The organism is Sphingomonas sp. R1, assembly GCF_025960285.1.
GTDB lineage: Bacteria > Pseudomonadota > Alphaproteobacteria > Sphingomonadales > Sphingomonadaceae > Sphingomonas.
In genome coordinates, this window is record NZ_CP110113.1 from 134,449 (window position 1) to 146,004 (window position 11,556).

The 11,556-nt window shown below is 62.6% G+C and carries 11 protein-coding genes; 3 read left to right on the forward strand and 8 right to left on the reverse strand.

Annotation, left to right across the window (positions count from 1 at the left end; translation table 11 throughout):
- Positions 1-4 precede the first annotated feature (4 nt).
- Genes traC through OIM94_RS20125 form a run of 8 tightly spaced genes read right to left on the reverse strand, consistent with a single transcriptional unit; the run spans position 5 to position 7,771 of the window.
- Complete coding sequence (gene traC / locus OIM94_RS20090) at positions 5-2,581, reverse strand: type IV secretion system protein TraC (RefSeq protein WP_264610220.1); 2,577 nt, start codon at positions 2,579-2,581, stop codon at positions 5-7.
- Complete coding sequence (locus OIM94_RS20095) at positions 2,578-3,516, reverse strand: TraV family lipoprotein (protein WP_264610221.1); 939 nt, start codon at positions 3,514-3,516, stop codon at positions 2,578-2,580. The genes traC and OIM94_RS20095 overlap by 4 nt, the downstream gene beginning before the upstream one ends.
- Positions 3,513-4,394, reverse strand: coding sequence for a DsbC family protein (locus tag OIM94_RS20100; protein ID WP_264610222.1), 882 nt, complete (start codon positions 4,392-4,394; stop codon positions 3,513-3,515). The genes OIM94_RS20095 and OIM94_RS20100 overlap by 4 nt, the downstream gene beginning before the upstream one ends.
- Positions 4,381-5,727, reverse strand: a complete 1,347-nt coding sequence (locus OIM94_RS20105) for a TraB/VirB10 family protein (RefSeq protein WP_264610223.1) — start codon at positions 5,725-5,727, stop codon at positions 4,381-4,383. The genes OIM94_RS20100 and OIM94_RS20105 overlap by 14 nt, the downstream gene beginning before the upstream one ends.
- A 2-nt stretch (positions 5,728-5,729) precedes the next feature.
- Complete coding sequence (locus OIM94_RS20110) at positions 5,730-6,542, reverse strand: type-F conjugative transfer system secretin TraK (RefSeq protein WP_264610224.1); 813 nt, start codon at positions 6,540-6,542, stop codon at positions 5,730-5,732.
- Positions 6,539-7,111, reverse strand: coding sequence for a type IV conjugative transfer system protein TraE (locus tag OIM94_RS20115; RefSeq protein WP_264610225.1), 573 nt, complete (start codon positions 7,109-7,111; stop codon positions 6,539-6,541). Before OIM94_RS20115 ends, OIM94_RS20110 begins: the two co-directional genes overlap by 4 nt.
- Before the next feature lies 1 nt (position 7,112).
- Entirely contained in the window at positions 7,113-7,400 is a 288-nt protein-coding gene (gene traL, locus OIM94_RS20120; protein ID WP_066721841.1) for a type IV conjugative transfer system protein TraL, read from the reverse strand.
- Between the two features lie 56 nt (positions 7,401-7,456).
- Entirely contained in the window at positions 7,457-7,771 is a 315-nt protein-coding gene (locus tag OIM94_RS20125) for a TrbC/VirB2 family protein (protein WP_066721840.1), read from the reverse strand.
- A gap of 362 nt (positions 7,772-8,133) precedes the next feature.
- Between OIM94_RS20125 and OIM94_RS20130 the strand changes: the two genes are divergently transcribed.
- The 3 genes from OIM94_RS20130 (at position 8,134) to repC (ending at position 11,390) form a co-directional block, all read left to right on the forward strand.
- Positions 8,134-8,595 carry a hypothetical protein gene (locus tag OIM94_RS20130; protein WP_264610226.1) on the forward strand — a complete coding sequence of 154 codons (462 nt, stop codon included), beginning with the start codon at positions 8,134-8,136 and terminating at the stop codon, positions 8,593-8,595.
- Between the two features lie 88 nt (positions 8,596-8,683).
- The gene (locus OIM94_RS20135; RefSeq protein ID WP_264610227.1) at positions 8,684-9,211 is read left to right on the forward strand and encodes a hypothetical protein; all 528 of its coding nucleotides are present in this window, start codon (positions 8,684-8,686) and stop codon (positions 9,209-9,211) included.
- A gap of 865 nt (positions 9,212-10,076) precedes the next feature.
- A complete protein-coding gene (gene repC, locus OIM94_RS20140; RefSeq protein ID WP_264610228.1) occupies positions 10,077-11,390 on the forward strand; it encodes a plasmid replication protein RepC in 1,314 nt (437 codons plus the stop codon).
- The last annotated feature ends 166 nt before the right edge of the window (positions 11,391-11,556 follow it).

Genomic DNA, 11,556 nt, shown 5'->3' on the forward strand with positions numbered 1-11,556 from the left:
TCGGTCACTCCGCTGCCATGGCGAGGCCAGTGTCGGCGCCGCTCCATTTCTCGGGATTGTCGGGGAAGGCGATCCGCTCGATCGCCGCTTCCATGGTGAGGCCCTGGGCCATCAGCGACTTGATATCGGCGAAGGTCTGGGGGCTCGAAGAGAAGACGGTTGCCGAATAGGGGTCGAGCACAAGGCGGCCCGTGGCCAGCATGTCCGGACCCTTGATGAGGATGTCCGAATACTCTCGGCCCTGCCGCTTCAGCGAGCGCAGGAGTGCATCGGTGTGATCGTCCATCTCGAACCGGTCGTGCTTCTTGAAGTCGGCGATCGTCTCTTCCTTCTGCTGAAGGATGACGAACCAATCGCTGTTTTCGAGTGCAGCTTTGGAGCCATCAGACTTGTAGTAGTCGTTGAGGCTCTGCGTCGCGGTCACCAGCGACGCGCCATACTTGCGGCACGTGCGGGCATAGGCCTCGATGAAGTCGGCCATGGAGCCGCCCTTCAGCATCTGCCAGGCCTCGTCGAGGAGCAGGGCCTTGGGGATCGAGCGATCGACCTTACGCATCATCTGGCTGGCCAGGAACATGATGGCGGTCAGCACCACCGAGCGCAGCTCTTCGCGGGAGGATAGGTCCGACAGCTCGAAGACGGTCAGATCCGCCTTCAGCTGGAAGGACACCTCGCCCTGGAAAAACCGGCCATAGGTGCCGGCGGCCGAGAACGGCCGCATGGCGATGCCGAGGTCGCGAGACAGATCCGTGCCGGCGCCGTTGAGCGCCTCGATCACTTCATCGATCGAGCCCTGACGGCCGCTGGTCGACCAGACATGGTTCACCGCCCCATCGATGAGGCCGCGCTCGGTATCGTTAAGCTTGTCGATGTGGCGGGCCATTTGGCTGATGATCGACTTGAGCATCGCCAGGCAGTCGAGGAGGTAATCCTCGTCGTTCTCGGCCTGCACCGGGTCGATCATCGAGAAGGGGTTGATGCAGAACCCCGAGGACATGGTGAACTCGACGAACGCGCCATTCTGGAGCTTGGCCGAGTGCTCGAACGAGCGACCGTCATCGATCACGACCACCTTGGATCCGGCCCCGCACAGCGCCGCGCAGAGCTCCTGGAGCGCGACCGACTTGCCCGACCCGGATTTGCCGAAGACCGCAACGTTGTGGTTGCCGGCGCTGTTCTCGAATGGCGACCAGTAGAAGGGTTGGCCACGACGACCGATCAGCATGAGGTGCGGGATGTGCCCACCAAGATACTCACCTTGCATCGGTGCCAGATTGCCAGCGGTCGTGCTGAGCATCGTCCGCATCCGCTTCATGTTGCGCAGGTCGTAGGAGAGACCGTTGCTCATGGTCATCGGCATGGCCGCGAGCAGGCCCTGAACCTGCAGGTAGCGATCGTCGAGCAGATCCCACCCGGCAGACCGGTAGATCGACTTCAGCACGCGCTCGTTGGCGTCGCCCTTGCCCATGGGGCTGAATGCGGTGACCGAGTAGAACACCTGCAGCAGCCTGCGACCTTGGCGGAGCTCGTCGCGGACGTGCTGCCACTCGGCGGACTGGTCCTTGAGCTGGGGAAGCAGCCGAGCCGATTTGCTGTCGGCCAGGGAGGTCGTGCGCAGGAACTTGCGGCCCGCGCGCTGCGCCTCCGCCTCGGCATCCGGGAAGTCGATCAGCAGGTTGGTCGAGACGGGGCAGGGGAAGCGCAGCTTGTCGGCAAAGATGTCGCCAATGAGCTTGGCACTGTCCCAAGGGGCCCAGCGCGGAGGCAGATTGCGGACCGAAAAGCTGCGGACATCGAATACGTCAGGGTAAATTTCCCCGATCTCCGGTGCGTTATCGACGGTGCGACCCGTGGGGCGAAATCGCTCGGTGCGGAGGAGAACGCGGTCCGGCTCGATCTTCATCTCGAGGTCCTGGCGGACTGCCTGATCTGCGATCGGATCGAAGGGATTGTAGGCGATCGTGTCGTCACCCGGCGCCGTGGTCGGTGAGATGATGTCGTCGATCCACCCGATCAGGCCGGCAGGATCAATCGCCCTCGCGTGGACGCTGATCGACTCCAGCATGGCGAGCAACGCATCGAGCGTCGCCGTGATTTCCTCGTTCGTGACGCGGCTCGTCTCCGGCGTCGCATAGGCGATGAGGAGACGGTGGTTTCGCAGGTGCATCGGAGAGGACGACGAGAGCGAGGACCAAACGCCGTTCTGCAGATACTCCGTGCGGTGCTTTGCCATGCGCTCGTAGATGCCGGCGGCGGCGTACCGCGGCATGTACCACTGGGAGAGGCGGCCGCCCACGCGCGGGCTCTGCCAGGAGTGGAATTCCAAGGATCCAGGTGCCGGCACAGCTTCCGAGAGGAACTGCGTCATGATCTCGCCGGTGCGCTCACTGGCGCCGACCATCGGGGTCGCTTCAACAACGAAGCCGCGCGAACCGGCATTGTAGAAGATGTTCGTCTTGGGATCGAAGCTTCGATACGGCAGCCAGTTGCAGAAGCGTGGCACCGCCGTTGAGGGGCGCTCGGACTCCGGCGTCGCGGAATCCCCGAGCATCAGGTTGAGCATGTTGCGCACGAAGCTCATTGATTTCCTCCAGTCACACCGGGGAAGGATGGCGCGTGAAGCGTCGGCACCGGCACCGAGCCGGCTGCGGCGCGCGTGTCGCTCTCAAGGGTTGCAGCCGCCGAGCGGATAAGCGGATTGGCGTTCATCGCGCCGATCGCCGCCTTACCTGCCTCTGTCGCCCGCGCCGGCACGATTGTGCCGTTCGCCCGAGCAGGGACGAGGGGCGCGGAAGAAGTGGGGTTGGGCTTGGCGGACGGGAGGTTGAGCGACACCTTGGGGAGCGGGTTGGTGCCGGCGTTGGTGGAGCGGACCGCCTCGGAGGGCCTGGCGGGCGAGAGCCGCCGCGCCACGTCTTCCTTGATCGCGCCGATCGGATCCGAAGGAGCGGGCGCCGTCGATGCGCTAGCTCGCGATCGTGCCGCCTCGACCGCAGCAGGATCAGGCATCGCAGCGTCGTCGCCGTCGGCCCCGGGCACTTCTGCGCGCTCGAGAGCGGCCAGGAGCGTGCCAGAGCCGGTGGCGGCAGCAACCTCGGCGGGGCTGGTTGCCACCGCGTCCAGGGCGGCAGCGCTCTGCCAGTCACCGCGGTCGACCACGGCATGCACGACCGACCGCTCGTGAAGGCGTCCGATGCCGTCGATGTAGGACGGGAAGACGATCCGAAGCACCTTCTCGCCCGTGCGCGCCGGATTGACCGAGGCAACCGCGCGGATCGTCTGCGCCGCGTCCTTGGGAGCGCTGTAGGGGCCAGCTGGGGAGAGCTGGGTGTCGCCCTCGTCTCCTGCGATCATCGACAGCGCCTTGTCGTCGATGATCGACGTCGGGGCGCAGCTGCCACCTTCAGGCGCGCCGCAGGTGAAGCTGCCCTTGATGTTGCCGCTGAGGCCCATGCAGCTGGACAGCGCGGTAGCGCTGGCCAGGAGAAGCGCGGCGCGCGCTAGGTTCGCGTTCACGAGCGGCCTCCATCGATCCAGGCCTTCAAAAACTCCTTCGGGCGGTAGCCTTCGATGACGGCACCATCGGAGCGGACGATGACGGGCGTGCCGGCGAGGCCGTTGGCGCGGGCGTACTTCTCGTTCGCATCGAGGCCTGAGGTGTCGCAGGAGCCGCCCGATTGGACCGGCTCGCCGGCGTAGGCCTGGTGCAGAGCCTTCTCGCGGTTCTTCGCACAGTAGACCTGGTTGGCGAGCTCGCGGCTGCCAAGGGTCGAGATCGGCCGCTCCACAACGCGAACATTCATGTCGCGCAGGCTGTTGCTGAGCGCGCGGCAGTAGCTGCAGCGGAAGTCGCTGAAGACGGTGACTGTCGTCCCCGAGGGCTTGCCCCACGCGATCGCGCCGCTCTGGGGCAAGCCGCTTAAGTCGAGGTGCTTGATGGCCGGGGGCGGGGCCTTGGCCGAGCGGGTGATGGGCGCATCCTTGTCGCCGTCACCCCCCGCGTTGGCCGCCTTGGCGGCGCCCCCGACCAGCATATCCGGGTTCATCTCGAGTAGGCGGACCGCGGTCAGATCCTGCTGCGTCTGCATGTCGTAGACGCGGCCGATGACGAGGAAGCGGGCGCTCTGGTCGACATAGAAGAGCGTCGTGCCCGCGGTCACCTCGCACAGGCCGTTGACCTTCTCGCAGTTCACCTTCGTGATCTGCGTCTTGGGCAGGCGGGCCTTGAGGAGCTCGACCACCTTGTCCTGCCGCACTGAAGCGCCGGAGAGGTGGGGAAGGAGGCTCGGCGTCGCCCACGCGGCACCAGCGAAGCTGATGATACCGAGCAGCGCGGTCACACCAACGTTGCGCAGCTTCTTGCTGCGCAGATCCATATTCTCAGTTGCGGACATGGACGCCCTCCAGGAAGACGATTTCGACATCGATACCCGTCGGCATTTCGATGACGGGCTGGTACTGCTCGGCGCGCTCGATAAGGTACTTCGAGACCATATCGCCGGTCTGCGCGACGCCCTGGCCGAGCCCGCCTTGCGCGATGTCCTCGACGCTGAGCTGCTGACGCTTGCCGTTCACGGTGACGCTCGGCGCCATGAAAGACTGCTGCGCATTGGCCGAGAAGCCGCGGCCGAAGCCGCCGACGAGGCCGGCGAGGAAGGCCTGCGATACGAGCGAGCCTTCACGGCTCACCACGCGGCCGCGAACGCCCGCCTTCCCGCCAAAGGCGATGAAGCCCTTCACCTCGCTGACCGCATATCGGCCACCCGGCTGCGGGCAGGTCATCTTCTGGAGCTTTACGTAGACCTTTTCGCTCGACAGCTCGCCGCGCGCTGCCCCGTTGATGAGGCAGCCCTGGATCTTGGTGGTGAGGAGCTTGCCGTTGGCGAAGACGCTGCGGGCAGGGCCGGTCACGCGGAGAACCACCGGCATCGGATCGGTCTGGCTGTTTGTGCCGGCAGTTGCGTCGACGCCGACGATAACCCGGGCCGTCGCGAAGGAGTTGGGCGGCAGATAGTTCGGGCTGTCCGTGTAAACCGTGTTGCCCTTCTCGACCTTCTTCGCCGTGCCCGTGTCGGCCGTCGTGAAGGAGACCAGCTTGATCTCGTTCGCGCGGGCAGGGGCCGGGGGCGGACCTGCATCTGCGGCCCCTTTCGGACCGCCCTTGGCGTCAGGCCGCTGATAGAGCTGCTGGCCCGTCGGACCATACATGGCAGCGGGGCCGGCCACCGCAGGCGCGGGAGCCGCGGCGCGCTCGTTCAGCTGGCGGCGCAGCTGCTCGTTCTCGGCCTGATAAGCGCTGACCACGCGCTGACCATCCGCGCTCATGGACTGGTTCTGCGACTTCAGCTGATCCAGCTGCTGCTGGAGCTGGTCGACGCGCGAGTTAGTGCCGTTGGCCGCCTTAAGCTGGTTGTCGACGCTCTGGAACCGGTTCTCCGAGAGCGACATCCACTCCTGCTCGGAGAGGTTGCGGTTCATCAGATCCTTGGTGGAAACCGTCACCTCGGTTGGCTTGTCCGGATCGGCCTTGGGCTTGCCGTCACCGCCGAAGATCCAGAAGGTAGCGCCGACGAGACCGACGGCGCCGACACCTGCCAACATCATCCGCTGCTTCTTCTTCACGGCATCATTGCCGCCCAGGTCACCGGCAACCGGCGAGACGGTGCTGTCGGTTGGTGCCGGATCCAGCGCCTTCCGGTTGCGCGAGAACATGTCGGAAAAGCCCATGGTCAGTTCCCAGTGGTGCGAGAGACGAGATACGCCGTCGTCACCTGCCCAGCGGCGAGCTTGGGCTGGACGATCGACACGGCGAGCGCGGTGGAGGGAGCGACGGTCGCTTCGTTGAGCAGCGCCTCGTCGGTGCCCTTGTTCTCGATGCGGAGCACACGGCCCGTCATCTCATCGCCGCGGTACTCGGCGATCATCTGGACCTTGAGGTTGCCGACATAGACAGGGCGGAGCGAGCGCTGGCGCATCTCGTAGCCGTCGAGGACCCGATTGGTGTACATCGCCTGCACGAGGTCGACGGCGGCGTCCTGCGGCGAGCGCTGTGCTGCTTTGACGGCGGTGCCGCCCTCCGCAGCCTCTGCCTTCGCGATCGCCGGGTTCGAGATGAAGACCTGGACCGCATCGGCGCCGGAGACCCGGCAGACGAACTTGTAGACGTAGCCGCGCTTGCTGGTCGCGAAGAACGAGAGAGCTGGGCGCGTGAAGCCTTCGGGCACCGACAGATAGATGTCGCCGCGGACGGGCTCATTAACGACCGAGAAGTCGTCGGTCGGATTGCCCGTGTTGATCTTGGAGACGCTCGAGAACTCGTCCTCGACGAGGCTGATCCGGGTAAGGTCCTTCGCCGAGGCGTTGCAGGAGACCTGCCCGCCATCCGAGGCCTGAACCGTCTGATCGGCCGCGAGGGCGGGCCGAGCGAAGAACAGGAACATCGCCGCACCGAGGAGCGCGGCGCCGAGCATCCGGCTGAGCATGCACAGGCGCGAGACGAGCGCGGCGCCGAGCACCGCGCTACCAATGGCCAGGTAGTTCATGGAAGTGCCTTTCGCGACTTGGGATCGACGACCATCCCGAAGCCAGCGAGCTTCAACGAGACGCCGTTATACTCCCAATCGAGCTGGAAGGTGCGGACGTCGTTGGAGATGATCTTCTGCCCCACGATGGTGTGGAGCTGCCCGGTGACGGTCGAACGAAGGTTCTTCGGATCGACGGTCATCGATTGGATGGTGAAAAACTGCGCGATGCTCGAGCTGCGCTGTTCGTCCACGACCTTGAGCAGGTCCGCCTTGATCTTCCCGTGCGCCTTGGCGCTGGTGATATCGAGGACGGAGTTCATCCAATAGTCGAGGTTGCTCGGCGAACGATCGAGGACCAGGACCGCGGTGTCGCGCGTCACCAGCTCCAGATATTCGCGCGAGACGCCCGCGCTGCTGAGGAGCAGCGGCGAGCGAAGTACCGGCTGCAGGACGATCTCGCGAGGCCGGGTGGCCGAGACGAGAAGCATAATGCCGATGACGCCTGCGAGAGCGAGAACGGCAATGCCGAGCAGATTGCGCTGGCGGAGGACGCGCTGGCTCTGCCCATGCTGATAGGTGAAATCCATGTCAGCCCACCATCACGCGGAGGTAGGAAGGTGGCGTGGCCCTGACGGAGGGAAACCCTCCTGGGAGATGCCAGTACGCCAGATGGATCAGCCAAGACGTCGCTTTCCCAGCTTTCGCTTTCCGCAGCGCCCACCAGCCAGCGAATGCCGCCACAATGCCGATGAGAATGTGCTGAGAGAGGATCCCCCACACGAAGGGGATGATCATCGCGAGGAACTCGTCCAGCGTCCAAAACCCGATCAGCTCAGGATCGTCCAGATGCGAGTGGATCACGTACTTGTCTGCCATCGCGCCACCTTCTCGAAGAGCTCCGGCGAAGCTGCCGACTTCGCCGGAGCAGACGGTCAGATCGTCGCGGTGACGGTCGAGGTGACGATCGGAATGCCGGTGCCGGCGCCGACGCCCACGCCCACCGGGATCGCGACCTGGCTGAGCGAGAAGCGGCCCGAGGCCAGACCCACGACACCACCGGCCAGCGAGAGGACGGTGATGATCTTGCCGCCCGAGCCCTGCAGGAAGTTGGTGAACTGGGTCAGCGCGGTGTCGAACGTCGTGTCGGCGCCCGCGAACGCCGGACCCGCCAGCATAGCAGCGGCGATGGCGGCCGTGGCAACGAGACCGGCGGTCTCGGCGCGACGGGCGGTGAACAGAGTCTTCATAAGAAAGTTCTCCTTGGACTGAGCGCGGTCACTGCGCCCAAGCCAAGGTTGGCTCACCGGGATTCTCCGGAGCAAACAAACTCGCCGGAACTTGATACAATTAAGAGCATTTCAACGATTGGAAGCTACGCGATTATGATTCGCGGATCTCATGTCCCAAAGCCGGGACAAATGCTAAGATCTACTCCGACAATTGGTGAGACTGCGTCCCGAAAGTGGGACTAGCGGCGATCCCGGCGAAATTCCGATTCGATCAACCGCTTCGGCGAGCCTATAACCGGCTGTTAACGACAACATCGTGCGGCACGCTTGGGGATGTCGCAGCGGCCCGTTGGGGGCATAAAAAAGGGCATTGAGGTTTGATGGAACAGGCAAGTCGCGAATGGAGCTGGAATATCTCCTCGGGATATTTTCGGCTGATAACCGAGTGCATTCGCCTGTTCTCCAACAGCAAGCTGACGTTCGGCAGCCTCAGCCAAATCATCGATGAACGATGCGCTAGTGCGAGTGAATTGCACAAAAACTATCGTGCCGAAGACTTGAAGAAGCATCTAGAAATCATTCCAACGGACGGCGAGTTACCGCTGAAAATCACCATTCTCGAATCCAGCTATGACGCGATCGATGACTCGATACCGGAGATAGAAAAACTTTTGGGCGATAGCGTTAGTTTCGCTAACGCGGTCTCGCTGCTGCTCTTTGACCTTGTAGTCGAGGAGAACAGAACTGAGTTCGTAACGAAATTCGGTCTGTCGATGCTAGAAGCTAAGGCTTACAAAGCTGCCGCAAAGCGTGCTGACGGGAAAGTAGTACCTATCCGATAGCTCCGCTCGGTTGATGACGAAATCATTTTAGGTTGCAAAATGGGACGGCTGATGGCTACTTTTCCCTGTCCAGAACAGGGGGTTTCGTATGCAGTCAGTGCCCACTGCGGAGCGATCCGCGGACGAGTGCGGTAGAGCGGAGGTCGAGTACGCCGACTTCTTGGGAGCAATTATCAAGGAGCAGAAGCTCAGCTACAGGGATATCGAGGCGGCGTCTCGACGGCGGCTTACCAAAAGCCGTTTGGGTCGAATCTTCAACGATGATCGATCAAAGCGCTCCCCGATCAAGCTGGGGGAGGTCTATGTTCTGCTCGACGTTCTAAACGTTGGATACTACCAGGCCGCGCTGTCTATTCAGCTAATTAGGGAGTATCCGCAGGTAGAGCACGACACTTACACCAACATAGCGATGCTTATATCGAACGCGCTTCAGGGCCTGCCCGAAAGAATATTCGACCTCCTCGCCATGATCGACGGTCTCGAAGCCTCTGACATTTACCCAACGCACGGGAGACACATCCAGCAAGTCGTGTTGGAGCGTCTGGAAGTTGACTATCGGGGGTTCGCTCACCGCAAAGACCAACGCATAGCGCTGAGCGCAGTGTCGAATTACTGACTTCGCAGGGTCGCGCCTGTCATTTGCTCGTGAGATAAGCGTAATTGGCTCCGCGAGCTGGCTGTTGAGATCGCACTCCGGCCACGACAAACCGCAAAAGAGGCAGCCTAGACCGAGCTCGAAAAGCGCGGGAGCCCGAGCGGGCTTACCGGTCGACGGTATGCCCGAAAGCACGAGTCCCCTGGAGCTCAGCGCTAGTCCAGGTCACCAATCAGCTAAGACCCTCAACCCAATTCTCTAAGATTCGACCTCGGGTATGGTCTGCATCTATCTCAAAACGCTAACGTTTTGGAGACGCGATGCCCGATAGCACGAGCGCGCCGATTGGGTGTGCGACGTCGATGAGAAGGAACACCTCCCGAACATCCAGGGCCTGTTGCAGCGCGAATCGTGGACGAGGCAAGCGTCCCAGGCCTTGGGACAGACAGACCGGGCCGAATCGGAGCTCACGCGATACCCGAAAGCACGAGGGCCGCACTTGACGCGTTACCCGAAAGCACGAGCGGAGCGGCACGCGATACCCGAAAGCACGAACTTTTGCTGGAAGGTATACCTGATAGCACGAACCAAAGGTGCAGACCCATCGAGTTCGCAGTGGCTATCGTGCCTACGACCCTTTGGGGCGGACAAAGTTACCGCCGCTGATGGCACCGATCGCAAACAGGAGATCCGAGCAGAGCGCGACCACCGGCCCGATGCCGACCAGGTTTAATGGGTTTAAAGCCGCTCAATGAGCGACCTCTAAACCATCGCTGAACAAGCAGATCCTCGTGCGCCGTTACCGCGCCACGAGATCTCTTTGCCTGCACGGTCTCCATTACCGGAGAACCGAACGATGACTCGTGCCCTTCGCCCTGGGGTAGGATTGCGCAAGTTTGACCAGGCCGCTGCAACTGCGGACGAGTTCGCCGCGAAGTTCGCCGGTTTCGAAAATGCTCTTTCACCGGGTAAAGCCCTCACCGCCCTGAAGAGGGCTGCGAGCTATCAGCGGATTCCGCTCCGGATCGTTACTTTGATCGATCTGCTGTTCTCGTGGACTAAGCCCCAGGATTGGCTGCCCGGCGCCACGCCCGTGGTTTGGCCCAGCAACGCGCTTCTCGCCGAGAAGCTGGGCGTCGGGGTGAGGCAGGTACAGAACATCCTGAAGCAGGCCCAACAGCTCGGATTGATCGCCTTCCGCGATAGCCCGAACGGCCATCGGGGTGGGCAGCGAGATGCCAATGGCAACATTCGGTGGGCTTACGGGATCGTTCTTGCCCCGATCGGCGTGCGGCATCGTGAGCTCGTGCAAATCGCTGAGGCGGGCGCGGCAAGGGACCGGGAGTTGGAAATCCTCTATCGTCGTCTGAAGGCATGCCGGCGGAAGGTCCGGGAGATGGTCCAGAGCGTGATTGATAGTGGACTGCCGACCGCCGACGCCAATCGCGAGCTTGCCCTCGTCCACATGGCAGCCGCCCAGCTGAAGGGGTCGAGAGATCCCGCTCTCCTTCGCTCGTCCGTGGAGCAAATGGAGGAGAGAGAGCGAAAATTGAGCGAGGAGGTTAGACGGGCGCTGGCCGCAGCGGACGCACAAGAAGAACAGGAAATTTCATGCATGGATGAAGGCGGTTTCGCCCACATAACAACTACAAACCAAACTCAACCTGCTAACGCAGATACAGGTAGGGGCTCAGCGATGAGCAGTAGTCGCGGATCCGTCACGCTCCGTTCTGGGGAGGAAACGCAGGTGGAGAGGGACCTCGATGTTCATGGGGTAACTCCGTCCTTTTTGGCCGAAGTGGCTCCTGACATTTGCGCGGACCTGCTACACGGCGATCGGCCGTGGGGTGTCGTGGTCGCTACTGCGGAGAGACTTACGACGCAGCATCGAATTCCCGCACATGCTTGGAAGGAAGCGTGCCGCGTTATGGGTGTCCGAGGGGCAGCAGCCTCGGTCATTGCGACAATCCAGAAATTCCGGTCAGGGGACGTCCGGAAGCCGGGGGCTTATCTTCGTGGAATGAGCGGGAAGGCTGCCAAGGGCGAACTCTACCTGGGTAGGACAATGCACGGATTGAAGGACGCGAACCGCGGTTTGGCAGCCCGCGGCATGGAGACGACAACAACCGCTGTTGCGATCGGCGCACTGCTCCGTTCATTGGACGGGCCCGTCCAGGGGACGCTGCGACGCCATACCTGAAAGCACGAGTGACGTCCGCTGCGGTCGCCATTTCTATAGGGATCACCCCACAGGAAGGGCCGGATAGAGAACAAATGCTCGTGCTATCGGGTATCGCGTCCGTGTTGGGGCTGACCGTCGAGCCCAGATCGAATATTCTTTGATGCGAGAATCCGAGGAACGAGGG

What these genes read in the sequence shown, in the direction of transcription:
- OIM94_RS20130 (WP_264610226.1), top strand. Translation starts at nt 8,134, where the DNA reads ATGGAACAGGCAAGTCGCGAATGGAGCTGGAATATCTCCTCGGGATAT.
- OIM94_RS20105 (WP_264610223.1), bottom strand. Translation starts at nt 5,727, where the DNA reads ATGGGCTTTTCCGACATGTTCTCGCGCAACCGGAAGGCGCTGGATCCG.
- OIM94_RS20135 (WP_264610227.1), top strand. Translation starts at nt 8,684, where the DNA reads ATGCAGTCAGTGCCCACTGCGGAGCGATCCGCGGACGAGTGCGGTAGA.
- OIM94_RS20110 (WP_264610224.1), bottom strand. Translation starts at nt 6,542, where the DNA reads ATGAACTACCTGGCCATTGGTAGCGCGGTGCTCGGCGCCGCGCTCGTC.
- OIM94_RS20100 (WP_264610222.1), bottom strand. Translation starts at nt 4,394, where the DNA reads ATGTCCGCAACTGAGAATATGGATCTGCGCAGCAAGAAGCTGCGCAAC.
- OIM94_RS20125 (WP_066721840.1), bottom strand. Translation starts at nt 7,771, where the DNA reads ATGAAGACTCTGTTCACCGCCCGTCGCGCCGAGACCGCCGGTCTCGTT.
- traC (WP_264610220.1), bottom strand. Translation starts at nt 2,581, where the DNA reads ATGAGCTTCGTGCGCAACATGCTCAACCTGATGCTCGGGGATTCCGCG.
- traL (WP_066721841.1), bottom strand. Translation starts at nt 7,400, where the DNA reads ATGGCAGACAAGTACGTGATCCACTCGCATCTGGACGATCCTGAGCTG.
- OIM94_RS20115 (WP_264610225.1), bottom strand. Translation starts at nt 7,111, where the DNA reads ATGGATTTCACCTATCAGCATGGGCAGAGCCAGCGCGTCCTCCGCCAG.